The sequence below is a fragment of the Maridesulfovibrio salexigens DSM 2638 genome (assembly GCF_000023445.1).
Taxonomy (GTDB): Bacteria; Desulfobacterota; Desulfovibrionia; order Desulfovibrionales; family Desulfovibrionaceae; genus Maridesulfovibrio; species Maridesulfovibrio salexigens.
Genome location: NC_012881.1, coordinates 3,984,430 through 4,011,375, shown reverse-complemented (window position 1 = coordinate 4,011,375; position 26,946 = coordinate 3,984,430). Strand labels below are relative to the sequence as shown.

Annotated in this window: 27 protein-coding genes; 11 read left to right on the top strand and 16 right to left on the bottom strand. The window is 47.6% G+C overall.

Annotated elements, in window-relative coordinates:
• Nucleotides 1-64 precede the first annotated feature (64 nt).
• The 6 genes from DESAL_RS18270 to DESAL_RS18245 form a co-directional block, all read right to left on the bottom strand.
• Nucleotides 65-1,162, bottom strand: a complete 1,098-nt coding sequence (locus DESAL_RS18270) for a DegT/DnrJ/EryC1/StrS family aminotransferase (RefSeq protein ID WP_015853448.1) — start codon at nucleotides 1,160-1,162, stop codon at nucleotides 65-67.
• Complete coding sequence (locus DESAL_RS18265) at nucleotides 1,140-1,571, bottom strand: sugar 3,4-ketoisomerase (protein ID WP_015853447.1); 432 nt, start codon at nucleotides 1,569-1,571, stop codon at nucleotides 1,140-1,142. Before DESAL_RS18265 ends, DESAL_RS18270 begins: the two co-directional genes overlap by 23 nt.
• The gene (locus tag DESAL_RS18260) at nucleotides 1,568-2,323 is read right to left on the bottom strand and encodes a glycosyltransferase family 2 protein (protein ID WP_015853446.1); all 756 of its coding nucleotides are present in this window, start codon (nucleotides 2,321-2,323) and stop codon (nucleotides 1,568-1,570) included. Before DESAL_RS18260 ends, DESAL_RS18265 begins: the two co-directional genes overlap by 4 nt.
• Nucleotides 2,324-2,580: 257 nt before the next feature.
• Nucleotides 2,581-3,561 (bottom strand): flagellar motor switch protein FliM, encoded by a 981-nt coding sequence (fliM, locus tag DESAL_RS18255; RefSeq protein ID WP_015853445.1) that lies wholly within the window; start codon nucleotides 3,559-3,561, stop codon nucleotides 2,581-2,583.
• A 259-nt stretch (nucleotides 3,562-3,820) separates the two neighbouring features.
• Complete coding sequence (locus tag DESAL_RS18250; RefSeq protein WP_015853444.1) at nucleotides 3,821-4,651, bottom strand: M15 family metallopeptidase; 831 nt, start codon at nucleotides 4,649-4,651, stop codon at nucleotides 3,821-3,823.
• Nucleotides 4,652-4,823: 172 nt separating this feature from the next.
• On the bottom strand, nucleotides 4,824-5,210 hold the full coding sequence (locus tag DESAL_RS18245) for a Ros/MucR family transcriptional regulator (protein WP_015853443.1): 387 nt from the start codon (nucleotides 5,208-5,210) through the stop codon (nucleotides 4,824-4,826).
• Nucleotides 5,211-5,746: 536 nt separating this feature from the next.
• Here DESAL_RS18245 and DESAL_RS20270 point away from each other — a divergent pair.
• From DESAL_RS20270 to DESAL_RS18235, 3 genes are all read left to right on the top strand, one after another.
• Nucleotides 5,747-5,923 carry a hypothetical protein gene (locus tag DESAL_RS20270; protein ID WP_157046988.1) on the top strand — a complete coding sequence of 59 codons (177 nt, stop codon included), beginning with the start codon at nucleotides 5,747-5,749 and terminating at the stop codon, nucleotides 5,921-5,923.
• A 131-nt stretch (nucleotides 5,924-6,054) separates the two neighbouring features.
• Nucleotides 6,055-7,311 carry a GGDEF domain-containing response regulator gene (locus DESAL_RS18240; RefSeq protein ID WP_015853442.1) on the top strand — a complete coding sequence of 419 codons (1,257 nt, stop codon included), beginning with the start codon at nucleotides 6,055-6,057 and terminating at the stop codon, nucleotides 7,309-7,311.
• Nucleotides 7,312-7,413: 102 nt separating this feature from the next.
• Nucleotides 7,414-7,647: a hypothetical protein gene (locus DESAL_RS18235; RefSeq protein ID WP_015853441.1), complete on the top strand. Its 234-nt coding sequence runs from the start codon at nucleotides 7,414-7,416 to the stop codon at nucleotides 7,645-7,647.
• Nucleotides 7,648-7,737: 90 nt separating this feature from the next.
• Here DESAL_RS18235 and DESAL_RS18230 read toward each other — a convergent pair whose 3' ends face one another.
• The 3 genes from DESAL_RS18230 to DESAL_RS18220 all read right to left on the bottom strand — a co-directional run bounded on the left by DESAL_RS18230 (nucleotide 7,738) and on the right by DESAL_RS18220 (nucleotide 11,285).
• Nucleotides 7,738-8,853, bottom strand: coding sequence for a hypothetical protein (locus tag DESAL_RS18230; protein WP_015853440.1), 1,116 nt, complete (start codon nucleotides 8,851-8,853; stop codon nucleotides 7,738-7,740).
• A 161-nt stretch (nucleotides 8,854-9,014) separates the two neighbouring features.
• Entirely contained in the window at nucleotides 9,015-9,485 is a 471-nt protein-coding gene (locus tag DESAL_RS18225; RefSeq protein WP_015853439.1) for an HAD family hydrolase, read from the bottom strand.
• 36 nt (nucleotides 9,486-9,521) lie between these two features.
• The gene (locus DESAL_RS18220; protein ID WP_015853438.1) at nucleotides 9,522-11,285 is read right to left on the bottom strand and encodes an N-acetylmuramoyl-L-alanine amidase; all 1,764 of its coding nucleotides are present in this window, start codon (nucleotides 11,283-11,285) and stop codon (nucleotides 9,522-9,524) included.
• A gap of 374 nt (nucleotides 11,286-11,659) precedes the next feature.
• On the opposite strand from DESAL_RS18220, the gene glpX reads away from it, so the two are divergent.
• Entirely contained in the window at nucleotides 11,660-12,643 is a 984-nt protein-coding gene (glpX, locus tag DESAL_RS18215) for a class II fructose-bisphosphatase (RefSeq protein WP_015853437.1), read from the top strand.
• 87 nt (nucleotides 12,644-12,730) lie between these two features.
• On the opposite strand, the gene DESAL_RS18210 is transcribed toward glpX, so the two are convergent.
• Nucleotides 12,731-12,970, bottom strand: a complete 240-nt coding sequence (locus tag DESAL_RS18210) for a hypothetical protein (RefSeq protein ID WP_015853436.1) — start codon at nucleotides 12,968-12,970, stop codon at nucleotides 12,731-12,733.
• 151 nt (nucleotides 12,971-13,121) lie between these two features.
• On the opposite strand from DESAL_RS18210, the gene DESAL_RS18205 reads away from it, so the two are divergent.
• From DESAL_RS18205 to DESAL_RS18190, 4 genes are all read left to right on the top strand, one after another.
• Complete coding sequence (locus DESAL_RS18205; RefSeq protein WP_015853435.1) at nucleotides 13,122-13,511, top strand: YidH family protein; 390 nt, start codon at nucleotides 13,122-13,124, stop codon at nucleotides 13,509-13,511.
• Between the two features lie 138 nt (nucleotides 13,512-13,649).
• Nucleotides 13,650-14,711, top strand: a complete 1,062-nt coding sequence (locus DESAL_RS18200; RefSeq protein WP_015853434.1) for a glycosyltransferase family 9 protein — start codon at nucleotides 13,650-13,652, stop codon at nucleotides 14,709-14,711.
• Complete coding sequence (locus DESAL_RS18195; protein WP_015853433.1) at nucleotides 14,704-16,539, top strand: C25 family cysteine peptidase; 1,836 nt, start codon at nucleotides 14,704-14,706, stop codon at nucleotides 16,537-16,539. Before DESAL_RS18200 ends, DESAL_RS18195 begins: the two co-directional genes overlap by 8 nt.
• 102 nt (nucleotides 16,540-16,641) lie before the next feature.
• Entirely contained in the window at nucleotides 16,642-17,121 is a 480-nt protein-coding gene (locus DESAL_RS18190; RefSeq protein ID WP_015853432.1) for a hypothetical protein, read from the top strand.
• Nucleotides 17,122-17,181: 60 nt separating this feature from the next.
• Here DESAL_RS18190 and rimO read toward each other — a convergent pair whose 3' ends face one another.
• Nucleotides 17,182-18,495, bottom strand: coding sequence for a 30S ribosomal protein S12 methylthiotransferase RimO (gene rimO / locus DESAL_RS18185; RefSeq protein ID WP_015853431.1), 1,314 nt, complete (start codon nucleotides 18,493-18,495; stop codon nucleotides 17,182-17,184).
• Between the two features lie 191 nt (nucleotides 18,496-18,686).
• On the opposite strand from rimO, the gene DESAL_RS18180 reads away from it, so the two are divergent.
• The 3 genes from DESAL_RS18180 to glmS all read left to right on the top strand — a co-directional run bounded on the left by DESAL_RS18180 (nucleotide 18,687) and on the right by glmS (nucleotide 22,866).
• Nucleotides 18,687-20,132 carry a two-component system sensor histidine kinase NtrB gene (locus tag DESAL_RS18180; RefSeq protein WP_015853430.1) on the top strand — a complete coding sequence of 482 codons (1,446 nt, stop codon included), beginning with the start codon at nucleotides 18,687-18,689 and terminating at the stop codon, nucleotides 20,130-20,132.
• A 167-nt stretch (nucleotides 20,133-20,299) separates the two neighbouring features.
• The gene (locus DESAL_RS18175; protein WP_015853429.1) at nucleotides 20,300-20,908 is read left to right on the top strand and encodes an XTP/dITP diphosphatase; all 609 of its coding nucleotides are present in this window, start codon (nucleotides 20,300-20,302) and stop codon (nucleotides 20,906-20,908) included.
• Nucleotides 20,909-21,042: 134 nt separating this feature from the next.
• On the top strand, nucleotides 21,043-22,866 hold the full coding sequence (glmS, locus tag DESAL_RS18170; RefSeq protein WP_015853428.1) for a glutamine--fructose-6-phosphate transaminase (isomerizing): 1,824 nt from the start codon (nucleotides 21,043-21,045) through the stop codon (nucleotides 22,864-22,866).
• A 74-nt stretch (nucleotides 22,867-22,940) separates the two neighbouring features.
• Here the strand turns inward: glmS and DESAL_RS19930 are convergent, their stop codons facing one another.
• The 5 genes from DESAL_RS19930 to DESAL_RS18145 form a co-directional block, all read right to left on the bottom strand.
• Nucleotides 22,941-23,792, bottom strand: a complete 852-nt coding sequence (locus DESAL_RS19930; protein WP_015853427.1) for a cyclophilin-like fold protein — start codon at nucleotides 23,790-23,792, stop codon at nucleotides 22,941-22,943.
• A 138-nt stretch (nucleotides 23,793-23,930) separates the two neighbouring features.
• Nucleotides 23,931-24,344 carry a cupin domain-containing protein gene (locus tag DESAL_RS18160; RefSeq protein ID WP_015853426.1) on the bottom strand — a complete coding sequence of 138 codons (414 nt, stop codon included), beginning with the start codon at nucleotides 24,342-24,344 and terminating at the stop codon, nucleotides 23,931-23,933.
• A gap of 35 nt (nucleotides 24,345-24,379) precedes the next feature.
• Nucleotides 24,380-25,036, bottom strand: a complete 657-nt coding sequence (locus DESAL_RS18155) for a carboxymuconolactone decarboxylase family protein (protein WP_245543762.1) — start codon at nucleotides 25,034-25,036, stop codon at nucleotides 24,380-24,382.
• Between the two features lie 98 nt (nucleotides 25,037-25,134).
• Complete coding sequence (locus DESAL_RS18150) at nucleotides 25,135-25,608, bottom strand: cyclophilin-like fold protein (RefSeq protein WP_015853424.1); 474 nt, start codon at nucleotides 25,606-25,608, stop codon at nucleotides 25,135-25,137.
• 44 nt (nucleotides 25,609-25,652) lie between these two features.
• Nucleotides 25,653-26,849 carry an MFS transporter gene (locus DESAL_RS18145; RefSeq protein ID WP_015853423.1) on the bottom strand — a complete coding sequence of 399 codons (1,197 nt, stop codon included), beginning with the start codon at nucleotides 26,847-26,849 and terminating at the stop codon, nucleotides 25,653-25,655.
• Nucleotides 26,850-26,946: the final 97 nt, after the last annotated feature.

Genomic DNA, 26,946 nt, shown 5'->3' with positions numbered 1-26,946 from the left:
TAATGAAATAAAAAAGGCGGAGAACCTGAACAGGTTCTCCGCCTTTTATTTTTGATGATTTTGCTTACTTAAAAAAAGCTTTCACAACTTCCACCACCCGTTGGGCGTCTTCCTCAGTCATGTGCGGTCCCATGGGCAGGGAAAGCACTTCCTTGTGGATTGCCTCACTGATAGGCAGGGAGAGGTTTTCCATTTCCTTGTAAGCGCCCTGCTTGTGCGGGGGGATCGGATAATGGATAGATGCTTCAATTTTGTTGTCTGCAAGATGCTTGATCAAGCCGTCGCGGTCCTTGCAGCGCACTACAAAGAGATGCCAGACGGACTGAATTTTTTCACCGATAACAGGGAGTACCAGCGGTGTATCTTTGAGTCCTTCAAGGTAGATACTGGCTACGGTCTTGCGGGTCCAGTTCCAGTTGTCCAGCTTATCCAGCTTAACGCGCAGGAATGCGGCCTGCATTTCATCGAGCCTGCTGTTGAAGCCCTTGCATTCGTGAACATATTTTTCAGTTGATCCGTAGTTGGCAAGCTTGCGTACCCGCTCGGCTATTTTGTCGTCCATGGTGGTCACGGCTCCACCGTCGCCAAAAGCGCCGAGGTTTTTACCGGGGTAGAAGCTGAAGGCTGCTGCATGACCCAGTGTGCCGGACATACGGCCCTTGTAAACCGCGCCGTGTGCCTGTGCTGCGTCAGTGACAACAAACAGACCGTTCTTTTCTGCAAATTCCATTATCGGGTCCATGTCTGCGGGCTGTCCGTAGAGGTGGACCGGGATTATGGCCTTGGTTGCCGGGGTCAGAGCCTCTTCGAGTTTCGCCGGGTCCATGTTGTAGGTGGCTTCAACAGGCTCAACCGGAACGATATTGGCTCCTGTGCGGGTTACCGCTAGCCATGTAGCGATAAAGGTGTTGGAAGGCACCAGAACATCATCGCCGGGCCCGACTCCGGCAGCGCGCAGGACCAGTTCAATTGCTTCCAGTCCATTACCGCAGCCAATGCAGTGTTTTGCTCCGGTGTAAAGGGCGAATTCCTTTTCAAAAGCTTTTACTTCATCGCCATGAATGAACCAGCCCGATTCAAGGACACGCTTTGCAGCTGTGTCCATTTTTGGGGCCAGTGCCTGGTAAGTCCAGCCTACATCAAGAAATCTGATTTGCTTCATTTTCTTTAACCGCCTTTATGAATTCATCATAGCTGTAGTAATAGTCGCTCGGATCGTAATATTCCGAGGCCAGCACCAGACATACGGAGCCGGAGGAAAAGTTTTCGAGTTCACGCCAGGTCATGGTCGGGATGTACAGGCCGTAATATGATCTGTTCAAGGAGAACTTGGTCTTGGTTTTGCCATCATCCAGAACCACGTCAAAGCTGCCGGAAGCAGCAATAATGTACTGCCTGAGCAGCTTGTGGGCGTGACCTCCGCGTGTTTCACCGCCGGGAACGTCATATAGATAGTACACCCTTTTGATATCAAAAGGAATATGGCGGCTGTTTTCTATAAAAGTAAGGTTGCCTCTATTGTCCAGAATCTTGGGCAGTTCAATAATTTGCGGTTTGTCTTCTTTAATCATTTCTTGTCCTTCATTTCCAGTTCTACCAGTCGGATATATTTCTGAAAAGTATAGAAAAAACCGTGCAGGGCGACGATGAACCCGGCCCGTCCGTCAAGGAACCCTGCCTTGAGTATATACTGTTTGAAAAATTTGCCAAATCCGTGTCCAAGAGCTGAGCCGAGTGAGCTGCGTTTGCCACGGGAATAAAGGTCTTCGGCTGCATCTTGAGTGTAGCTGTTGATTTTATCCAGATGCTGGAAAAAATTTTCATACGGGTAGTGAATGATGTCCCCGGATATTTCGCCGGACTTGTTCTTAGGACGCAGTTCCTCGTGGGGTCTGATGCCGCCGATGGTGATACCGTCCCTTTTGTAGAGGCGGAAAAGTTTATCCGGGTACCAGCCGCTGTGCATAATGAAACGATCCAGATACCACGAGCGGCGCGGGCAGTAATAGCCGTCCACATCATCAGGATTTTGCAGCTTGGCGGTTATGGAGTCGCGGAGTTCCGGGGAAATTATTTCGTCCTGATCTATGGTCACTACCCATGGGGTTGTGATCTGGGTCAGTGCGAATTTATGCTGTTCAATAGCTCCATTCCAATCGTTATGGACAATGCGGGCATTGTATTTACGTCCGATTTCATGTGTAGAGTCCGTAGAGCCGGAGTCGATGAGCAGTATTTCATCACAGAAAGAAAGGCTTTGCAGGCATTCGTCCAGCAGCCTTTCGCCGTTATATGTAAGTACCAGTCCGGTGATTTGGGTCATTGGCGCCTTTTATTTTCAAAAGAATAAAAAAATACATCAGGTCAACCTTGGGATTGTAGGCAGGCCCACGGCGCTAGTCAAGAAAGATAAGATTAGTTGATACGCTTCGCGTTATTAGGAATGATTTGATTTCGCCTCCGGCGGCTTAAGACCTTTTTGAAAAAAGGTCTTAAGAATCCCAAAAACTTTTATTAAGGCTTCGCCGTTTTGAGTAGCTAATCTGTATGACTTCGATTTGATAAGAAAGAGTATTGAACCTAAGTCATCTTAGGTTCTATGGCTTGGGCGATCTGGAAAGCGCGGTTGGCTTTCACCCGTCCGGGGGAGCCGAGATATTTGAGGACTCCGCCCACTTCGCATTCGAGCATATCTTCTTCGTCAGTATCGAGCAGTAACAGGTCGCCTTCTTCAAGGTTGAGTAACTGGCGGCCGGTGATTTTGGTCTTTCCGAGGCGAACCAGCAGATCTACCGGTGTTTCCAGAAGTCTTTCTTTGAAACGGCTGACCCAGACGTGGTCGATTTCCAGACGTTCGGACTGGAAGGATGCGTGCAGTTTAGAGCGGATGGGTTCCAGAGTGGAGTAGGGCAGGCAGACGATGAGTGAACCGATGGCGTTTTCCAGTTCAACTTCAAAGGTGATGACTACAACAACGTCCGAAGGCGGTACAATTGCCGCAAATTGCGGGTTGACCTCGGAACGAACCAGTTCGAGGTGAACTTCATGTACCGGACGCCATGAGTCTTCAAGGTTGGACAGGGCTATTTTTACCACTCGGTCAACAATAGCCTGTTCGATGGGCGTAAAGTCACGACCTTCTACCTTGGGCTGAGAACCGGAACCGCCGAAAAAGCTTTCCACCAGCGCGAATACCAGACGGGAGTCAACTACGAGAATGGCATTACCGCGCAGGGGGTCCATTTTGAAAATTGAAAGAGATGTCGGAACGGGCAGGGAACGCATGAAGTCCCCGAACTTGGACATGTCGATGGAAATAGGGTTGATGTCGACCCTTTTGCGCATGGTGTTGGCAAGGTTGTTGGTTGCCAGACGTGCGAAACGGTCGTTGACGATTTCAAGAACAGGCATACGACCGCGGATAATGCGGTCCTGGTTGGCAAGGTCAAAGGAGACAACACCGGAATCATCATCCGGTATGTCCTGCTCCGCTTCAACCTCTCCACCGGAAAGGCCCCTTAATAGAGCATCAACCTCGTCCTGCTGCAGAATTTTACTCATGCTGATTAAACCCGTCTCAGTTATCGTTCATGTGGCCTATCAATAAATTACAATTATCCATTTTCGGTCGCAAAGTAAACGCGCAAGCCAATATATGTAAACTGTATCGTCCTAATAAGTAAAAACTTTAGCAACATGACTACTGTCTGGCTGTGGGGCGAAGCCATATTAAAAGTTTTTGAAGAGTTCAGAGAAACTTTTTCCAAAAAGTTTCTTTGGCCGCCGGAGGCAAAATAATTTTATAAATGCGCAAAGCGCATCATACCTTAATATGCCAAGGCTCAAAGCGGACTCCGAGCAGATTGTTTTCGGGATAGCGCAGTTGCAGATAGCCGTATTCGCGCAATTTGATGCAGGTCCCGGTCTCAGCAAAAAGTGCGCTGAAGTTGGCTGCTCCAAGTCCTTTTTCCCCGACATCAAAATCACCCACTCCGTGATAGGAGTAGCCCGGAGGGGCTAATGAACGGGAAGCCAGCGAAAGGTTGCCGCCGTTGGCTTCGGCTTTTGCGAGAAAGAGAATGAACTGTTTGGCTACGCCGCGTACCCCGGAAGTAAGGTACACATTATTCCCCAATTCCTTACGGATCTTGAGATATTTATTATACGGGTCGCCCCGGTAGAGAAAATTTCCGGTGCGTGGTACTTTAACCAGATCCTTGCGGGAGATGGTCGTAGTGAGTTTTTCCACAGGCTTTTCGCCGAAAAATCCGTAATTATGAGCATCGAAATGGAATGTCTTGTCGAGGAATTCCTGTTCCTGCTTGCTGAATGAACCTATGGAAGAGTAGTTGCGTCCGAATTTCAAGGTGTCATCAAAATCCAGTACACAGAAATTGCCGAACCCTACTGTGCGCTGCACTCTTCTCAGTCTGCTCAAGGAAGATTTAAGCAGTTTCAGGTCCTTGTCTTTGAGAATAATATCACCGGGCTGAGGGGTGTCGAAGTTAGCCATTCGGTGCAGGTAATCCTTAAGGTCCTTCTCTTCTACCGGGCGGGTGATCTCCTGCGCTCCGGCAAAGCTGGAAAATCCGCACAGCCCTGCGCCGGCGGATATCGAGAGTATGGATTTCAGGAATGCTCTTCTGTTCATATGGATGTAGTCTGCCCTAATCAGGTTTATAACATCAGGTTCGCCTTTTTATATAAAACAGAAATTAAGTTGTGAAAAGGTTTAGGGGCAGCGACGGGGTGAGTAAAAATAAAGCGCGGTAAACCTAAGGCTTACCGCGCTTTTCTACCAATGGAAATGTGGTATAAAAACTCTATTTACCGCGTTTGGTCCAGAGTTTCATTTCCTTCATTTTCTTACGGCGTTCACGCTGCAGAGATTTGCAGACCAGAGGAGTCTTTTTCTTGAGGCCGTATTTTTCACGGTATTCATCAGGGGTCAGACCGTGAGAAGCGAGGTGCTTCTTGGTAATGATCTTAAAGGATTTTCCGCATTCGCAGCAAACAATGGATTTTTCCTTGATGGATTTTTTAGGCTCGCATGCGGGAGCTTCTTCCTGCGCGGGGAGGGCGTTTTCGGCAATGGCCTGAATGCCAGCAGAGAGTTTGCGGACCATGGAAGTCATCTCTTCTTCACTCATGGTTCTTACGCTTGCTTGTGCTTTGACAATTTCCAAAGCTTCTTTCAGATAATCTTCCACTTGGAATCTCCTTTGAGGATTATTTTTTCACTAACTTGGCGTTGGAAGAATTATGGATAAAGTACTTTGTAGTAGCTGTCAAATACATTAAAGAGAATTTTGCGAGCATTTTTATATATTAATGAAAGATGCATGAGTGATAGTATTAATTTTTTGTCCGGCTGAGTATTTTACATTGAAAAAGCATGTTTAAAACAGATAAATTTCGAAAAAAGAAAAAAATACCGAACGTTATTTCGTAATAAATTTTATTTATAATGTTGTTTCTAGCAATGCGCAGAGTTGCTTATAAGCGCTTACACACATGATGATTTAAATGTTTGCGATCTTTGCATTGCAGGTGTACCGCTGTACGGAGATAAATTAATATTAAGAAGTCACTTAATTCGTTAATCCGCCCTCTCAGAGATATAGAGATAACTATTTTGCTTAAAGTCAGGTCCTTTTTATTTTGTCTATTATTTTTGCCCCTTTTTTGCTCAGGATGCATATGGGGGACTGCTGCCGTTGTCGGGGTTGCTGTAGTCGGGGCAAACGTGAATGAATATCAGGAATCTCAAGTCCCCCGCAATGCGACCAGGGATCTTGATGAGCATCTTGAGGAGAGGCGGAAAGTAGATGAGGCTATTTCCCGTAGCAATGAATATCCGCCAGAACCGATTGATACTGATGAACTTATCGAATCTTACTCAACTCCGATTATGGAGAAGTAATTTTCAGGCTGTGACATGGGAACCCATTTTTATAATGCACTCTCAATGATTTGACTTGCCTAAATCTTTTCCCAAAGTGTATCTTGCTCCTAATCGTCTATCTTAATTAAAAAGAATTTAAAGGGGGCAGCATGTCCGGCCAGACAGTGAAGAATAGTGTTCTTGTTGTTGAAAACAGTAATACTCAAGCAAGAATCATTACCGAACATATAGAATCCATTACACCCTTTGACACCATAGTGGTTAACTCTATGGACGAGCTTGAAAGCAGGATCGCTGATAATGGCGATGATGTCTTTATCGCGGTGTTGAACCTGAATATCAAAGGTGCTCCGGATGGTGAGGCGGTGGATTACGTCCTTTCCCGCAAAATTCCCTGCATCGTTCTTACTTCTACTTTTGATGAGGAAATCCGTAACCGTTTTATTGAGAAAAGCGTTCTGGATTACTTTAATAAATCCAGCCGTGAAGATCTGGAGGAAATGGTCGACCTCATCCGCCGTATTCATTCCAACCATGAAATCAAGGTTGTTATCGCCGAGGACAACTCCACTGCCCGTAAAATTATGCAGCGTCTCTTGGAACGTCTCAACTTCACCGTATTAGCCGGAGAAGACGGTGCCGAGGCTCTCGAACTGATCAAGAAGAACCCTGATGTGCAGTTGCTGCTCACCGATTACGAGATGCCGAATCTGGACGGTTTTGAACTGGTCAGCGAGGTGCGTAAGACCCATAGCCGGGATCAGATGGCAATTCTCGGTGTTTCCGCCCATGATTCTGGAGCAATAACCGCAAAATTTCTTAAGCGCGGGGCAAATGACTTCCTCAAAAAGCCTTTTGAAGTAGAAGAGTTTTCATGGCGTGTGACCAACAACCTTAATGAACTTGAGCGTATACGCTCCATTAAGGATGCCTATAGTCGTGATCCTCTGACCGGTTTTTTCAATCTTAGTTTTTTCCTCGATAAGGGTCGTGATGTTTTTGAAGACGCAAAGAAACAGGGGAAAACACCTGTTGTGGCGGCTTTCAATGTGGATAACATGCTGGCGATTAATAGTCAGTACGGCTGGAATGGCGGTTTTGCAGCCATGAAAAAAGCTTCTTCGCTGCTTGATCAGCAGTCCCTAGGCTGGTTGCTGACTGCCCGTAGCGACAATGCTTTTTATGTCCTTGCCGATGACCTTGATGCCTTAAAGCGTGATCTGAGTTCGGTTAAGGCTGCACTTGCCAGCTCGGAAATTGTTTCAGATGGCAACAGGTTCATGGTCAGTGCTTCCTTTACCATCAGTAAGGGGGAGAGCGGTTCTTTTGATGACGTTCTTTCCAAAGCGGCAATTGTTTTGAAGGATATTCAATCCAAGGCCGTGAACGCTTTTAGTTTTGCTTAGTTTTTAATATATTTATGAAATTAAGCCTGCGGTATCAATTCTGATATTGCAGGCTTTTTGTTGCTTGTTTACTAGCTTCATTTCATTCGCTATGCTTTCGCCATGTTAGTTATGAAATGTGCATCATGCAGACGTAAGCTCTGGAAATATTACAAAATAGGTCAGGGTGAGGTTCATCGCTGCCATAAGGAACGGATCAAGAAGATCTGGAATGCTGAAGAGCGTGACGGCAAGGTCTACTGCCCCTGCGGAAAGGCCTTCGGCATTGATCGTGGGACCTACTGGACTATGGATAAGAAAGCTTTTACTTATTCGGGGACGAAGACGAATAAGTGATTTAGTTGCGTATGTGAAATTTAAGAGCCCGTAATCTGTGAAAGATTACGGGCTTTAATTATTAATCTTTTCTTTTGAAAAGACCGGACATTATATTCCCGGATTCTTCTTGGCTAATTCGTGCATATCTTTCATGAATTCATCCAGACTCAGGTCTAGGCAGTGGAGTACGTCTGGGACATAGTTGCTTCTATCACCGATCATTTTGTCAATCTTTTTAGTAATACTTTTTTGGTAGATGACTTTATCTTTCTGTTTTGCTCCTGTGGAAATCACCTTGAATTCTACGGTAGCACTAGTCTGTGGTGTTCCGATGAATATTAGGCCATTATCATGCCATTCATCCGTTATGGTCGCATAAACCTTGTGCTTGTGATCGCTTTTGCTTGTATATAATTGTGAGTTGATTACCCGAAGTTTCAGCATTTTTTCAAAATCGGACAGAGCTTTCGAGCGATTAAATTGCGCTGCATTTGATAAACCATACTTTGCATCGGCTATAGATTTACTATATTGGGCTACGATTGTACTTGTTTCAGCCCAAAAGTTAACTTTATTCTCTGCAGGCTTTTCTTGCGTTGATTCGGGAATATTAACATTCAGCAGGTCACTTATAAATTGGTTGTTAACCTTGGCGATGGCTCTGTTTAAGGCCATCTTGATATTGGGATTTGCCGCGCACTGCCAAAGGGCGCGGGAGTCATATTTGTCACAGGTTCCTATTGCCGAATAGTTCGTACTCAGAAGGACTTTCCCGCTTTTTATGTCTTTGACTGTATAGTGGGCGCTGACATGCGCATCATGATTTACTGTGTTGTATAGAAAATGGTCGTGGACTTCAGGGGCGTAGAGTTCTTTTATGTCGATTTCCAGCATGAGTTTGTTCGTGGAGGATTTATCAAATACCCCGGATTCTTTGGCCGCTAAACGGACCAAATCTTCCCATGTCTGCTTGAAGCTTATGCCGTAGGAAACCCTGTCACGATAATTTTCCGCATCTTCATATGTGTATTCTACTTTATTTCCTACCTGCTCGTCTTCCGGGGCATAACTTGCCATGATATGTTTCAATGTACCATCAATTGTACGGTTCTGCTTTTGAATATCCACCGGGAGAGGGTCCGGGCAAGGGATATATTTTATACATGATGGCAGCATACATACTGCCAATATCAACATCATTACTTTCAACATCTTTTTGACCATGCAAACCTCTTATTTCAGGATAAAATTATCCTCCTCTTATTTGAGCGCTAATGCTTAGCAATACGCATTTGTTTGGTCAATCGATTTATAATAAAAATAAATATCCCGTAATCATGTTCATGATTACGGGATATTAAAAATATAAATTTCTGAATGCTTAATTAATTCCGCAAAGTAGTCAGCAAACGCACAGGGTGGGTGAAAACGCCCAGTGCGCTGGAAATGTCTGTTGCTACGAGATCGGCGGCGCGGGCTGCTTTCATGGACATGCATTCGGCTCCGGATATGATGATGCTCAGGGCTGCTTCCTTGAGCATGAGCATATCATTGCGTCCGTTGCCGATACAGGCACATTTGGCCGGATCGAGCGTGTTCACGTAATCAAGCTTGGCTTGGTCCTCTGGACTGCCGTTGATGATGTGGATTTTTACGGGCAGGCCGGAGAGCTCGTCTTCACACTGTCCGAGGGTGTCTGCCGTGAGTACATGGACCTGCACATCCTCAGATAATTCCATGATCAGCTTACCGACTCCGGGCAGCAGGTTGCCGTCGAGGGCGAGGGTGCCGTTGTAGTCCAGAACAAGGTGCTCAATCTCGAGCTTGGCAAATCCCGGGATATCAAGATTTATCATGATTTTTCCTGAAACTGGTCTTAGCGGTTAGTCGGGCTAAAGGCTGGCATACCTTTCAATCTGCTTCTTGTAATCCAATACACCTTTTACGATACCATCTGCAATATAAGAAAGGTAGCGGTCCGTTTTAAGGCGCTTAGCTTCGGTGCGGTTGGTCAGATAGCCCAGTTCGATAAGGACTGAGGGCATCTTTGCTCCCATAAGCACGTAGAAAGGTGCTTCGCGCACACCCTGATCGTGTACCGACCATTTCTTGCGGATGCTTTTCAGTGATCCGGTGTGAATATTTTTAGCCAGATCCTTGCTTTCCTTCATTTTGGAATTGAGCATCAGGTCGGTAAGGATGACCTGTAGATCGCTGATCCTCTTGGCAGAAACTGCGTTTTCACGGGCTGCTACACGAACTGCATTACGGTTGCGGGCAAGGTTCAAGGTATATGTTTCAATACCATTGATCTTGGCGCTGCGGTGCGCGTTGCAGTGGATGGAAATAAACATGTCTGCCTTCTTGATGTTCGCCATGGCGGTTCTTTCTTCAAGAGGGATGAACTTGTCTGTGCTTCTTGTGTACATTACCGAGAATCCGGCCTTTTTCAGTTTGGCGGCAAGAATCTTGGCAAAACGCAGGTTGATGTCTTTTTCTTTGAGTCCATTGGCGGATGCACCGGGGTCCTTACCGCCGTGACCGGGATCAAGCATGATTGTCTTGAAGGTAAGTCCCAGTTGTTCGAGTAAATCTCCGGCCATTTTTTTGCTGTTTGCCGGGGGGGTATATTTTTGGGGTTTGGATTTTTTGGGTGTGGAATGACGAACAGGACTCTTGTTTTCCACTACCTTGCCTTCTTCCGGTGCCTGAACATCGACGACCAGTCGGAAGGGGTTTTCCAGCGGAAATATTTTGTAGTCCTGCATGGAGTTGAAATCCAGAACTACGCGTGTGGTCCGCGGGTCGCGCTGGCCGGAGCGGATATCCTTAAGGATTCCGTCTGCAACGTGGGTAGCCTTGTGTACGCCGTTACCCAGAACTGTGTTTTCAAGGTCTATGTATAGTCTGTGCGGGCGGTTTACGCTCTGATTCGGATTCAGGATTTGATAGCGGTAGCGGACCTCTTCATCAAGGTCGAGAACCACGCGGGTGTAGCTTTCACTGCTGGTGTAGCGGACCGAAAGTAGTTTGGCCTTACTTGAAGATTTACTCTTGCTTGTTGTGGAAGCTTTCTGAGCGGGAATGATGGTGCCTGAAGGCTTTTTGTGTTTGGTTTTTTTGCCTGCAACACCTTTACGGTCCATTGAGTCCAGACGCTTCCGGGCTTGTGAATACATGTCCGATTTAGCGTAGCGGTGAACGATGGTCAGGTAGTCGGAATAGGCAAGATCTTTTTCATGCAGTTTGCGGAGCCTGATTTCGGCCCTGCGGTAAATACTGTCATCCGTCCACTGGTGGGATGGAAAATTTGAGATCATGCGCCCATAGTAATCAACTGCAGTGCGGAAATCTTTTTTTATGCCGCTGCGGTTACCTAGCTCTTCGTATGTGCGTCCGAGATAATATAGTGATTTGGGAGCATACTGGCCACGGGTGGAACGTTTGAAAACGTTACGAAATTTTTTACCGACTTTTTCCCATTCAGAACGGTATTTGGCTTTCTTCTGGTTTTTTGAAAGGGCATGGAACTGCTTCCAGGCAATGGTGAAATCATCCTTGATACTGGCTCCGAATGCACTGGCAGGGATTACAGAAACAAGCAGTCCTGCAAGGAATAGTGCCATAATCAGGTTTGGAATAAAAAATTTGCGCATTTTTTCAGGTCGAAGTTCTTTATATTTAATGTTTTTGCCCAGAGTGATAGCAGTAAAGATACAGGCAGTTGCTCTAAAAAAAGTTTAGATGTTTTCTTTAATAAGCTTGCATGCTCAAAAAATCAACTCCAGACTGTCGAGAAAGCATCATCTGCTATGCTCCTGCGAAAAACACTGAAAATTACTTTCTTCTAACTGTGCATCGTTTCTGAATTTTTCCTTAATTATGCGGCTGTAACTTTCTTGTCAGTCGGCTCTTCTTGGGTGCGGGATCAGTATATGAAAGCTGGACTGACGGGCCTTTTTATGTAATGGGCATATGCATTGTTACTCGAAACTTAAACAATTTACTTCACTCATTTGGAGACAGATAAATGGAAGCTCCCCAGAGAAATTTGGCTCTTGACCTTGTCAGGGTAACCGAGGCAGCAGCACTGGCGTCCGCCAGATGGCTGGGCCGGGGTGATAAAAACGCAGGTGATCAGGCAGCAGTCGATGCCATGCGTTTGAGTTTTAACAGCCTTGAAATCAGCGGTACAGTTGTTATCGGTGAAGGCGAGAAAGACCATGCACCCATGCTCTACAACGGCGAGAAGCTGGGCGTTGGCGAAGGTCCGGGTATGGACGTTGCTGTTGACCCCGTTGAAGGCACCAACCTGCTGGCATACGGACGCCCCAACGCTATCTCTGTTGTCGGCGTTGCTCCCACCGGAATGATGCTTGATCCGGGTCCCAGCTACTACATGCAGAAGCTGGTTGTTCCCACTGCCGCAAGGAATATGGTCGACATCAACGCTCCGGTTAAAGACAACCTTGTCAAAATCGCCAAGGCCCTGAACAAGGACGTTGACGACCTCGTTGTCTTCGTTCTGGAAAAACCCCGTCACCACGGTCTGATTCAGGAAATCCGTGATGCAGGGGCACGTATCCAGCTGCACACTGACGGTGACGTTGCCGGTGCACTCATGGTTGTAGATCCCCGCAGTCCGGTTGATGTTATGATCGGTACCGGCGGAACTCCCGAGGGTGTTCTTTCCGCTTGCGCTATCCGCATCATGGGCGGCGAAATGTTCGCTAAATTTGATCCTCAGTCCGAGGCTGAAAAAGCTGCCCTTGAAGATCAGGGCTACGATCTGCGCAACATCATGACCGTTAACGATCTGGTCAAGAGCGATGATATCTTTTTCTCAGCCACCGGTATTTCCGGCGGAACTTTCCTGCGTGGTGTACGCTATCTCGGCTACGGTGCAGAAACCACCTCTCTGGTCATGCGCGGCAAGACCGGAACCGTACGTCACATCGAAGCTGTCCACACATGGGACAAGCTGATGAAGATCAGTGCGGTTAAGTACGACTAGTACTTATACTTGAAGAATTAAAAAAATGGGCGGTTCCGACAATCAAGTTGGAACCGCCCATTTTTAATCTGTGTGCTTGGAGCAGATTTAGTACTCCGGTGCCTCCAGCTTATCAGAGATGATTTTTGCATCTTCTTCGCGGGCTGCTGCGTTGAGTTCTTTGGCTTCGCCGTGGCAGGTGATTCCTGTGGGGCGCAGCTGCACGTATCCGGCGGAGAGTACTTTAGTGTAGGGGATCTGTTCCCTGAATTCGAGGTATCCGATACGGTTCGGGATAAGTATGGGCAGCGGGTCGCCTGAGAAATCCTCAAACATGATGTATTTCATTTTCGATCCTTTATGATGCGGCCCGCCTTAATTGGCTGGAGGCCGGAAGTTGTTCCAGTTCGCGAACAATGTTGCCCGCATTCTCATTACAGATTATAGGCATATATATTCAAGATCAAGAAGTGTAGACCAGAAAATCCGGAGTTGGCAAATGGCTGAACATGACAGGGAATTGCTGGACAACAACGAACTTGCCAGAATGCGCACATTGCTGGCTAATGAGCGGACTTTTCTGTCTTGGTGCCGGACCGCGCTGGGCTTGTTCGGCTTCGGATTTGTGATTGAGAAGGCCAGATTGTATATGGCGAAAATGTTGCCCGGAACCCCGGAGATAATGCTCAAAGAAATGAATTTTCTCGGTATTTTTATCATTATTTCAGGAATGGTGATTTTAACCAGTGCGGCCTTCCGGTTTTATCGTTTTGAAAAGACCGTTGGAGCCAGAGTCCGTTGGACTACTCCGTACCCTGAAATGCTGGTTACTGTAGCTGTGGGAGTCATCCTGATTGTCAGTTCCATAGCTGGAAAAATGTTTTTCTAATTCCGCAAAATTTTAAGCCCGAAGCGGCGAAGCCCTATTATAAGGTTTTGAAGAGTCCAGAGAAACCTTTGCAAAAGTTTCTTTGGCCGCCGGAGGCGAAATTAAATAGGCAAAAGCGCGTAGCGCATCAAATAATTAATGAGCAAAAACTATAAAAAAATAGCCCTTTGGCAGACTGCCTTCCTTGGCGATGCAGTACTGACATTGCCTTTTATCAAGGCTCTTGCCTTGCGTTTTCCTGACGCTGAAATTCATCTTTTTGTGCGTAAGGGTGTGGAGCCTTTATTTGAAGGCCAGCCGGAACTTGCCGGGGTGTACGGTTTTGATAAGCGTGGTGCCCAGAAAGGCATGGGCGCGGCCCGTTCTTTTGGTGCTGAGCTGGGAAAGCAGGGCTTTGACCTTTGGATCTCAGCACATACCAGCATGCGTTCGGCTGTGGTTTCCATGTCCACCGGGATCAGGGACCGTATCGGTTACGATGCTCCGTGGTATAACCGCTTTGTTTATTCCAATACTGTGAAACGGCGTTTTGATGAGCTGGCAGAAGTGGAGAGATTGCTTGCCCTCGGTGAGCCTTTGGAGATTTCAGGTGAGGCCCCTGATGTAATGCTCGAACTTCCCGCTGCCAGAATCAGTGAAGCCGAAGAATTTTTTAGAGAATTGGGCGATGGTCCGGTTATCGGCGTGCATCCCGGTTCCACTTGGGAAACCAAGAAATGGCCGGAGCAGAATTTTGCCCGGGTAATCGATAAGTGTATTCGTGAAGGGTTCAAGGTAATCCTGTTTGGCGGCCCTGGCGAAAAGGAACTCTGCCAGTCTGTGCTTGCTCAGGTTGAGCAAGCTGGAGAGGTTATTGATCTGTCCGGTAAATTGAACCTGCAACAACTGGCTGCCCATATTCGACAGTTGGATGTTTACCTGACCAATGATTCCGGTCCCATGCACATTGCATGGATTCAGAATGTCCCGCTCGTGGCTATGTTCGGACCGACAGTTCGCAGGTTCGGTTTTTTCCCACGCGGCGCAGATTCTACTGTGCTGGAAAGTCCTGATAATCTGAAATGCAGACCTTGCGGGCTTCACGGTGGTAAAAGCTGCCCGGAAAAGCACCATAAATGTATGACTGATATTACAGCTGAGATGGTTTGGGATGAGATTTCACGTAAAGTCGCAAAAGGCAGGGAGAAGGGGAATGGTTAAGCTTAAGAAATTTTTTATTCCCCTGCTGGTTTTGCTGAGCATGGTTCTGGTCTCAGGGTGTAAGGTTAAGGGGGTGGGTAACACGGCTGAACCCGTGGTTGTGCCTGTTGCCGATCCGGTTAAGGTTTCTTCCGCTCTTTACACTGAAGAAAAGAAGAATGTGATTGTCTGTACTGCTGATTTTATGCGTGCGGCCCGCTATTTTTCCTATCTGCACCGAGAATTTGAAGGTGTAAAGTCAGTCATCGTTAAGGTTCCTTCGACTAACGGAACTGCCGAGTCTGAGGCGAAGGTCGTTGCCGGTATTCAGAGTCAGGTGGCTAAACTGAACAAAGACGGCAAACTTATGTCCGTGCTTATTCTAGGTAACCGGGACATCGTTCCGCCTGCTCGTTTTGATTCCGGTAATGAAGTCCATCTTTCCGATTACGGCTATGGCGGTTCGGACTCTGCACCGGAGAATATGCTTCCGGTGGGCAGGATTCCGGCCCGTGATTGTGCCGAGGCTGAGAGTGTGGCTGCAAAGTACGAACGCTGGTACGGAGACCGTGAATTTCGTCCGGCATGGCCGGTATCATTTATCGGCGGGGAAGGCTTTTCCGCTCAGTCTCTTTCCGATTCGGAGCTTCTCTTTTTTAATCTGCAACAGGAAGGTATCGCAGGTCCTGAGGCGATTCGGTACCTCGGGGCAGCCGGGGGCGCAACTCCGCAAAGGTTAACGCAGTCCTTGGCAGAAGATGATGTCTCGGTGCAATGGCTGGCTCTTGAGGCCACCTCCAAAGGCTTTCGGGCTGGCAAAGGAATTGTTCCGGTTTCAGCGATAATGGAACTTGAATATAAGCCGGGGCTGCCTGTGGTGCTCAATCCTTCCTGTGAAGTTGCTGCGTTGAATTCAACCATGCCTACCCCGGCGGAAGCTGTGGTGCTCTCTTCCGGTGGCGGACTGGCAATGATGACCGGCTGCAAGGGTGGCGGTGATATTCGAGCTGAACTCGATGACGGACGTGTTTTCAGGGTTGATTCCAGTGGGACACCTCGCTTGCTTATGGAATTTCATAAGGCTTATTTCAGCGGCAAACATCGTATTGGTGATGCTTTAATTGAAGCCCGGGCTCAGTTTGCCCAAAATTTAATTAAAGGGGAGGGGCTTTCCCCGATTTATGATCTGGTCTTTTATGGAGATCCGGTTTTATCCTTGCCCTTGCCTGTGCGTACGGAATCCCCATCATATAAGGGGTTGAACGTAGTTACTAAATCAAAAAAACGACAGGGCGTTGCTGTCTTTGACGTTAATTCCACCATTTCCTTTGCTATGGAAGAAGGCGGGGTTTATCCGGCAGTGCGCTTGCAGGTTATTGACCGCAGCGATGGGCGGGTGGTTTCCTCTATGAAAGTGGAAGAGGATGATATCTTCAATTTTATGTCCGATGGCGAAGGCCAGTACCTGATTTACTCGCGTCCGCTGGATGGTCCGCTTGCATGGCAGTTTTTTGATGTGCGTGAGAAGGGTAAGTCCTCTGAGAATAAAGCTGTTGTCGCTAAGAGGGCTAAGCCTGCACCGAAGATCAGTGCCGGACTCAAGCCCGTCAACTACGCTGTGCAGGTGAGTTCCAACCGTAAGCATAAATCAGCAGCCAAGGTACGTAAGCGTCTGGCTGGACAAGGCTATGAGGCTTACGTGGTCGAGGTCCCTTCCGCAAATAACCGTAAATGGTATTGTGTGCGGTTTGGACGTTTTGATTCATGGGCCGCTGCAGTGGAGGCCTCCGCAGCTTATGAACGCAAAGAGCAGGCTGACGCGAAGATAGTTCGCTGTAATGACAGCTAGTTATGAGTTTATAATACATACCTGCTTGATTGCTTTGTCTTAATTCGGTAATAACCTGTTTCCTCGAAGATTAAGTTATCGTTAAGAAGCAGGTTGGCGGCAGTGAATGGCAAAGTAAAAAAAATCATATTCCTTTTTATCGGGCTTGCAGTTTTTGCATCGCTGGGTACTTATGCGATTTACTCGATAGGTGGAAAAGCCCCTCGCCCTGTTCTTTCTTCAGGATACAAATTCTCTAAAGGGATTTCCCTTGCGAGACTTGAATTCAGTAACGGTGAAATCATTAAGTTAAATAGAAGCTTCTGGGAAAACCGGGAAGTATTGAAGAAAGCGGTGCTTACAGTTGCAGGTCAGGAATCTGATCATGGCCCTAAAGAGATGACCCCGCATGCCGGATTGAAGTTTTCACTTGAGCTTACAGGCAAGAGCGGCATGACTTATTCCCCGGAAAATGTGTTTTGTAAGCGTGGTAAGCTCGTGGATGAGATAAGTCGTTATGTAGTAGAAGGGGCCAGAATTCTTGCTTCATATGAAGCCATGCCCGAGTTTAAAGACCGCGAAGTAGAAATTGTAGATATGTAAAAAAGAATTTCAGCAATAAATGGAAAATCCCCCTGATGCGTTTGCGTCAGGGGGATTTATTTATTTAACCAAAGTCACCAGATCATAATCCGTGACATTGTCTATCTCGGCTTCAACCATCATGCCCGCTTTCAGCTCCATGCCGTCTTCAGGCGCACTGACGTAGGTAATGCCGTCCACTTCCGGGGCTTGGAACCAGACGCGTCCGTTGAACAGTCCGGGCCATTCATCGTTGGGCTCTTCAACCAGCACCTGAATTGTGTCCCCTACTTTTTCTTCGAGGATTTCGCGGCTGATTTCAGACTGTACTTCCATGAGTATCTCTCTGCGTTCTTCGCGCAGTTCTTCCGGCAGCTGTTCCATTTCCCCGGCGGGGGTTCCTTCTTCCGGCTGGTAGGCAAATACGCCAAGGTTCTGGAAGCGTGTTTCCTTTACAAAATCAACCAGCGTATTGAAATGCTCATCTGTTTCGCCGGGATAGCCAACAATGATACTGGTGCGCAGAACCGCGTCAGGAATATGTTTGCGGACCCGATCGATAACCTTGCGAGGGTCGCGGGCAAAGGGGCGGCCCATTGAGGACAGCACATCCGGGTGGGCGTGCTGGATGGGAATGTCAAAATAGGGCAGCAGCGGTTTTCCGGCCTGTGCAAGGAAGGAAAGCATGGAATCGGTCAGCCCTGCGGGATAGAGGTACATGAGTCGCAGCCATTCCATTCCCTTGAGCGGGAGCAGCTTTTCAATCAGGGCACGCAGGTTTGTTTCCTTATCGTCAAGGTCTGAACCGTAGGCTGTGGTATCCTGTCCCACAATAACAAGTTCCGGTACGCCCTGATCAAGGATGTAACGGGCTTCTTCCACCAGTCCGTCCAGCTTGCGGCTCACATGGGGGCCGCGGATGGAGGGAATGGTGCAGAATCTACAGGAATGGGAACAGCCTTCGCTGATCTTCAGGTAGGCGTAAGCAGGTCCGGTGCTGATGGCGCGTTGCTGAACCACGGGAAATTCTTTTCTCAGGGCTTTGGCGGCAAGCGCAGGCCATTGATCCAACTCATGAGTGGAGAGCCAGAGGTCTACTTCCGGCATCTGTTCAGTCAGTTTACCGTAACGGCTGACAAGGCATCCGGCTACAGCCAGTACCGGGCGCGGATTCAGGTCTTTGATGGCATCCGCAGTTTCAAGGATGGTGTCCACTGATTCTTCGGTAGCAGGGCCGATAAATCCGCAGGTGTTGATCAGTACGAGGTCTGATTCTTCAGCGGTGGATGCTGCGATCATATTGTCGCCGAATGCACCAAGCATTCTTTCTGTATCCACTCTGTTTTTCGGGCAGCCGAGGCTGATGGTATAAATTCTGGTTTTAGTCATGTTCATATTTTTAATTCCGTTAGTGGTGAAATTTTACGGATGTTATTTTTATAGGTCAGTATTCCTTGTGCGGCAATGGTTAACCTATTCGTCAGCAAGTGCAAAGAGCTAATTAATGCCATTCTAGGTTACCCATTTTGCGGAAAATAGTTTATCTTGGAAATGCTTTTTAAACCAAGGGGCGGGATGGAGCAGTAATGCTTGGAGATTTCATTGATATAAAAAAAGACTGCATCGGAATTGTGGGGAGATCCTTTGCGCTTTCCGCTCTTTCGTTGCTGTTACACGAAAGCAGTCGCGAGGCCGCAGGTGTTAGTATTGAGGCCGGAGTTCTTATAGACGAGGCCGGAAGTCCCTTGCAGGACGGTCACGATTTCCCTCTTTATGCGGATGTCGGCTCCATGCTTTCCGCTCACCCAGCCATAGAAATGGTCTTTGAGCTTTCCGGTGAGCCGGAATTGGTTGGGAGCTTGCGTGCTTCCCTGCCTCCGGAAGTTGCTCTTGTTGAACTTCCTGCTGCCCGTTTTTTTCTGCGCTTACATGCCACTGATCGATTATGGATTGCTTGTAAGGCCAATCTCATGCAGACACAGGCTCTGTTCAAATCTGTAGTGGATCAGTTCCCCGAAGATATAATGATTGTCGGCTCCGATGGCCTTATTCTGGATTGCAATAATCATTTTGCTGAACGGGCCAAAGCGTCCATAGCGGAACTTCAGGGCAGGAATCCTCTTAAGTATTATGATTCCCTTTCGTCTCTTTGTCCGCTTAAGGGCGGGTATATAGATGTTCCTGCCATGCAGCGTCATAATGAGGAATTGATGTTTTCCGAGAGTGATGAGCATGGCAAGATGCAATATTATCGTCTTTATGTTTATCCAATTATTGAAGAAGGTAGTGACAATGTAGTTCAGTTGGTGGTCATTTGCCGGAATATCACCGAACGGACCATGATTGAGCAGCGTTTGCAGCAATCCGAACGCATGGCGACTGTAGGTGAACTTTCCGCCTATATTGCCCATGAAATCCGCAATCCGCTTATGGCTATGGGTGGTTTTGCCAAAGTGTTGATTAAGGACGAGAGTATTGATGCCCCTGGAAGGGAGAAAATCCAGATTATTCTTGAGGAGGCTCAGAGGCTGGATCGTTTGCTCAAAAGCATTCTCAGTTTTGTGCGCTCAAGAGATGTGGAGAAAAACAATATAGACGTAAATCGTGTTGCTGCTGATGCCATGCAGCTTCTTTCACTTGGCTGCCAGTTGCAGGAAATTGAGGTGGAAATGGATCTTGATCCCTTTCATCCTCTGGGCGTTGGTGGAGCTGAACAGGTGCGTCAGTGTCTGATCAATCTGGTCAAGAATTCCATGGAGGCCATGCCGGAAGGTGGCAGGCTCAAAATATCAAGCGGCATAAGCGGAAAGCATGTATGGCTGGAAGTTCGTGACAGCGGCCCCGGAATTTCAGATGACATACGCAGCCATGTCTTTGATCCTTTTTATTCCAGCAAGGTAAATGGAAACGGTCTTGGTCTACCTATGGTTAAGAAAATAATGGAAGAATTCGGCGGAGGGGTGGAACTCGCCAGTCGTCCGGGTAAGGGGACCAGCGTTGCCCTGCTGTTGCGTAAAGCTCCGGTTGCCTAAACAGCTTCTACAGCGTATTAGTCTCAAAACATAATTTTGATGCGCTATCGCGCTTTTGATGGTCGCATTTCGCCTCTGGCGGGCAAAGGGGATAATCCCCTCTGCACTCCCTAATTGTTTTTAGCCAGTTAAATTTCAAAATTAGATAATATTTACGGGAGATTGTTTTGAAAACAGTTGTTCTTGCCACCTCTAATAAAGGCAAAATTGCTGAGTTTAATGAGCTTCTTAAAGATCTGGGGCTGGAAGTAAAGGGTCTGGATCAATTTCCTGAAATCGGTGAAATTCCCGAGCCGGGTGAAACCTTCCTTGAAAATGCCATTATCAAGGCCCAGACTGTTGCCAACCTGACCGGTCTGGTGGCTGTCGCTGACGATTCCGGTCTTGAAGTCGATGCACTCGGCGGACGTCCCGGTGTTTATTCCGCCCGCTATAGCGGTGAGGATGCTACTCCCGAAAAGAATAATGCCAAGCTGCTGGAAGAGCTGGACGGTGTGGCTGAAGAAGAACGTACCGCCCGTTTTGTCTGCGTAATGGTGGCTGCTACCCCTGATAATATCCGCATCCAGAGCCGTGGCGAATGGGAAGGTCGTATAGCCTTTGAGCTGACCGGAAAGCAGGGCTTCGGCTACGATCCCCTTTTCTTTGATCCCGAGTTAGGCTGTGTTGCAGCGGAAATGACCCGCGAAACCAAGAATGCCCGCTCTCACCGGGGCAAGGCCCTGCGTGCGCTCATGGAACAATGGGCAGATTTCCAAGAGAGAATCAGCAGATAAATTTATTCAGATTTAAAACGTTTTGTCACTTGCGGTAGCGAAGCTTATTAAAAGTTTTTGAAGAATCCAGAGAAACTTTTTTCAAAAAGTTTCTTTGGCCCTCGGAGAGCCGCCAGAGGCGAAGGAGATTATATATGTGTGGAATTATCGGATACGCCGGGCACCGTCCTGCTGTCCCCCTTATAGTTGAAGGCTTGAGACGACTTGAATACCGCGGCTACGATTCTGCCGGTGTTGCCACTGTACAGAACAAGGAAATCGAGCTGGTCCGTGCCGAAGGCAAACTGGCAGCCCTTGATGAAAAGCTGGCCCAGAAAAACGTTACCAACTCCACATTCGGCGTAGGCCACACCCGTTGGGCCACACACGGCGTACCTGTTGAGCGCAATGCCCATCCCCATCTGGACCATGAAAAGAAAATTGCCATGATCCACAACGGGATCATTGAGAACTATCAGGAAATCAAGACTGAGCTTCTCGCCAAAGGGTATGAATTCCGTTCCGATACTGACTCCGAAGTGCTCTGCAACCTCATTGCCGAGGGCCGTAAGCACAACTCTTCCATGCTGGAATCCATTTCATGGGCTTTGAAGCAGGTTGAAGGTGCGTACGCCATTGCTGTGGTATCCATTGATGAACCGGGAACTGTGTACGCAGCGCGTGTTGCCAGTCCTATGGTTATGGGCGTTGGCGTTGGCGAAAACTTTGTTGCTTCCGATATCCCGGCTTTTCTGCCCTACACCCGTGATGTGGTATTCATCGAAGACGGCGAACTGGTCAAGATTACTTCCTCTTCATGGGATGTGTTCAATGCCGAGACCCTTGAGCCGGTAGAAAAAGAAATCAAGACTATCAATTGGGATGTGCAGGCCGCGCAGAAGGGCGGATACAAGCACTTCATGATCAAAGAAATTTTTGAGCAGCCCAAGGTTATTTCCGACTGTCTGGCTGGTCGTGTAGATCAGGCTAAGAATGAAATTATCCTGCCGGAAGTTGAAGGTATGGAACCGCCGGAAAGATTGCATATCATAGCCTGCGGAACTTCTTACCATGCTGGACTCTGGGGTAAATATCTCATCGAGCAGTGGGCTAAGATTCCCGTGGAAGTAGAGATTGCTTCCGAGTTCCGTTACCGTGATCCTTTGCTTTCCAAGGGTGGTGTAGCTCTGGCAATCAGCCAGTCCGGTGAAACCGCGGACACTCTTGCCGGAATCAAGCTGGCTAAAGAGAAGGGATTGTCCATCATCGGTCTGTGTAACGTTGTCGGTTCAAGCGTAGCCCGTGAGTCTGATTACGTCATGTACACTCAGGCCGGACCTGAGATCAGCGTAGCTTCCACCAAGGCCATGTGCAGCCAGTTGACCGCACTTCTGCTGCTGGCTCTCTACTGGGGTAAGAAGAAGGGTGTGATTGATGCTGCTACCTACAGCCGCGCTGCTGCGGATATGCGCAGCATTCCTTCAATTCTTGAGACCGCATTGCCTGCCATGCGTAGCCGTGCACAGGAACTGAGCCGCGAATATTCCGAAGCCAACAGCTTTTTCTTCCTTGGCCGTGGGCTTTACTTCCCGCTGGCTCTTGAAGGTGCGCTCAAGCTTAAGGAAATTTCTTACATTCACGCTGAAGGTTATGCTTCCGGTGAGATGAAGCACGGTCCCATCGCGCTCATCGATCCTAAGTTCCCCACCTTTGCCATGGCTCTCAATGACGACCTTTTCCCCAAGGTAAAGTCAAACCTTGTAGAGGTTCAGGCCCGTGGCGGTGAGATAATTGCCCTGACCAACCCCGGAGTTGATCTTGATGTAGAACATCGCTGGTCCCTGCCCGAAGTTTGGGGCCCGCTGAATACTTTCATCGCTCTTCCGGCTCTGCAACTCTTCGCCTACGAAACTGCCGACTACTTGGGTAAGGATGTCGACCAGCCTAGGAACTTGGCTAAGAGTGTTACTGTTGAATAAGATTTAGATATAGTTAATAAAATCATAAACCCCGTTCCTGTCAGCCTCAATATATAGCTGGCAGGAGCGGGGTTTTATTTTTCTATCTTGATTGTTCCGGACAGTTTTCTGATATGTTCGCTTCCCTGAATGGCTTTTCCCAGTTCATACAGACCTGAGGCAGAACCGAAGCTGCCGTAAAACATTACTACATCTCCCCAAGGGGCGTAGTAGGCTAGGGTTCCTACCGTGGCGGACTTAACCAGCGGTGTGTTGCTGGTTCCCAGCTTCTTGGCAGGGTAGAATATCTTTTCATTGCTGCCGTAATTGTCCACACTAATACGCATAGGAAGTTGAGCGTAAAGATCTTTGGATGCCTGACTGTCGTTGAGTTCAAATACAATTTCATGACCGTTTGCGATTACTGTTATCTGCATGCTGTTTTGCCTCATGGATTTTTGGGGTTCCATCTTTTTGATAATTGCCTTGCCTGACATATGGGCAATCTCATCGATACCGCTTAGGCCGACACCAAGCCTGTGCATTTCATCGCCAGCATAGAAATCTTTGTAGAGCATGAATGCATCGCCCCAAGGTTCATAGTAGCTAAGCTCTCCTTTCTTGCCGTCATGGTAGGCTTCATCTTTAGTCACACTCAGCTTTTCAGGTGGGTAGAACATCCATTGCGCATTCCGAAAATTGCTTAAGTCCAGTGAGAGCGGCAGTTGTTTATAGAGTTGCTTGGCAGCAACCGTATCGTAAAGCCGGAATGTCGCAGTGTGCCCTTTTGATGTGATCTCTATTTGCATATCGGATAGAGCAAGTCCGTTGGCAGATTTGTTGCTAACTTCAGCGGCTTGTGCATGACCCGTTCTGCATAGGGAAAAAGCGTAAAAGATCAGGACCAGAAAGAATAAAGTAAAAATACGACTCATAAAGATGTTCATGATCTTCTCCAGAGATATCGCCGAGCTCCGAGGTAACTTCAAAATGATGAAGTTGCCCCGGAGGACGGCTTTTTGTCTTTGTCGCTCTGCCGTGTGTTCGATTCCGCTTGGAATCCTTATCTGTAGAATTAAGGTTGGTTAGTCGAGAGAGCCGTAATCTTCGTCTGAAACAGGTTCCAGCCATTCATTGCTTTTATCTTCACCGGGAATTTCAACGGACAGGTGGGAGAACCAGCCGTCTTTAGTTGCGCCATGCCAGTGTTTTACGTCAGCGGGAATGTGAACGACATCTCCCGGTTTGAGCGCACGAGCAGGCTTTTCCCATTCCTGATACCAGCCGCAACCTGAGGTACAGAGCAGGATCTGGCCTCCGCCTTCACTTGCCTGATGGATATGCCAGTTGTTGCGGCAACCCGGTTCAAAGGTCACATTGGCAATGAAAACGCCTTCTGTGTTGAGGATATTAAGATAGCTTTGTCCTACGAAATATTTAGCGTACGCAGTGTTATCTTCACCTTGTCCAAAAAAGTTATCAGTGTTGATTTCTGACATTGTAATTTCTCCTTAAATATTTATCAGGTTGTGCATTATTGGTTTCGTTTTGCCAGAACTCCGGTAAGGACTTCTTTTGCGCTTTGGGCTTGTTTATTATCGACCTTGGAATCAAGCACTTCGATGAAATTATTCATTTGCTCTTTGGTGAGGCCGGAATTCATGGCTGCGCCGTAATGGAAGAAAAGCTGCCCTTCGGTACCGCTCATATTGGCAAGGGCCGCTATGGTGGCGAGTTCGCGTTCTTCTTCTGTGAGAACATCGCGGACGAAGATGTCTGCAAAAAGGTGTTTTTTAAGAAAGGTGTCCATGATCGGGGAGAACCGTTGCCACTCTGCTCCTGAGATATCTTTATCCAGTCCGGCAAGTTTGGCGCGGACTTTCGCTCCGTATTCATCCTTATTGAAATCAGCAGGGACAGGGCTGGCTTCTTTGCCTTCCACATCTTTAATCCCATTGGCCTTGCGGTCTTTCACTACTGACATGAAGGCAGCCATGCCGTTCAGGGCGCGGGGGAATCCGGTGTAAGCATACATCTGCACCAGAACTTCTTTGATTTCATTGATGCTCAAACCTGCTTCCAGACCTTCAGTCAGAGCAGGTTTGAGTTTTTCAATGTCACCACTGGCGGTAAAGGCAGCGATTGTTACTATGGATTGTTGGCGGGCATTAAGGTTTGTTTCTGTGTTCATATTGTTTGCCTCTGTTAAGGTTGCAAGACTGAGGATAAATGCAATTGTGAGTATGGTTGAGATTGATTTTACTGTGTGCATAATTGGGGCTCCTGAATTTAATCCCGTTCGATCCGGAGGGAGATACTTTCAGCAAGGGTATCCATTATGGACAGCGGAGCTTTAATGATCCCCATGTTTACGATGCCGTCGAACTGTTCGGAAATATCTTCATCCTTGTAGAGGATAGTGAAATAGTTACCGCTCACGGCAAATGCGATATCCCCGTCAAGCCAACCATCACGCAGATCACTTTTGTCATAAGGCAGGCCATCACTCATCACGCCACAGTAATCATGAGCGTAACGTTGTAATTCAACAGTATAGGGCAGTTTTGCGATGAGTGCCTGTGCTGATTTGCTATCGTTAAGAAGTGCCGGGATTACGGTTTCACCGACAATCAGTTTGACTGTGGTTCCGTTCTCAAGAGTGCGGCTGGCGTATTTGCCGTCATTTTTGGATTCTGCGCGGCACTTTGATGCAAATGCCAGCGAACCAATTGAAATAAGACTGATAAGTAATAATTTAAGCATGTTTGATCCTGTATTTTTGTGGGGGCATATGAAAAGTGGCAATACTAAGCATGCCGTCCGGTATCTTTGAAAAAGAAGAGAAAGCTAAGCCAGATCAGTATTGTTGAAAGAATGAGAAAGCCTGCTGCCAAAAGGAATATTCCTTCTATTCCGCTACCGTCGTAAATAACTCCGCCAATGGCAGCCGCACCGCCAATCGAGAATTGAATGGAGGCAACTGATAGTCCTCCTGCCATCTCAGCTCTGTCAGCAAGTGTGCGGGTTATCCATGAGGTCCAGCCTACGGGCATGAATCCCCAGACAAATCCCCATACGATAACAAAGAAGACTTCTATCCAGATCCTTTCCTGTAATTGATAGAGCAGAATGGCTACTACCGAGAGAATGCATTGCAATACAATCATGCAGCTTCTGAATTTGCGTTCGAAAAGTATTCCGGCCGCGAAAGTTCCCAAACAGTTCGCTAATCCAAATATTCCAAGTACCAGCGAAAGGGAGTTTGGTGTGAGAGTGAGGTCTAGTTCCAGATAGGGCCTTAGGTAAGTGAAAAAGATATTGTACCCGCCAAAACTGAAAATAGTGGCAAGGATTCCAAGTATTACCCAGTCTTGTCGTAATAGCCTGAACATGTTTTTGAAATCATTGTTCTTGTCTGCTCTGATGGAAGGCAGAGATAGAAACTGCCAGGCCAATCCTGTTGCCCCCAGTGTTGCCTCAAGAAGAAACACATTTCTCCAACCGACCATATGTCCAAGATAACTGGCTATAGGCAGTGATATTACTGTGGCAGCCGCAACTCCGGCGTAGATGAGACTTAAGGCTCGCGGGACATAGTTGGCAGGTACCAGTTGAAGCGTTACAGCTGCGGCCATTGACCAGAATCCACCAACGCATATTCCGAGCAGCCCCCTTCCGACTAGAAGAAAGGAATAGGTATTTGCCGTTGCCACCATAATATTTGAAACCACGAGTAGTGCGGAAAAAATAAGCAGGATATGCCGTCTGTTTATGCCCTTGGTGAGTGGAGCCAGTAGCAGGCTTGTCAGCACTGCAAATATGCCGACAACGGTAACAGTTTGTCCGGCCATACCTTCGGTGATGGCAAGGTCCTGTGCAATTGGCGTCAACAGACTGATGGGTATGAATTCAGCGGCAACGAGGCTGGTGACACCCACGAAGAGGGAGAGAACCGCTGACCAGTTGGCCGGACGGTCCTGAAGTATAGTGCTTTGTGATGTCATGTTTTATATATTTTCTTTTTCTAAATACGCATTTGATTTTTAGGATTCTTCATTGCAATGAGCCCCCGGCACAAACCGGGGGCTTGGTTTGTTCTTT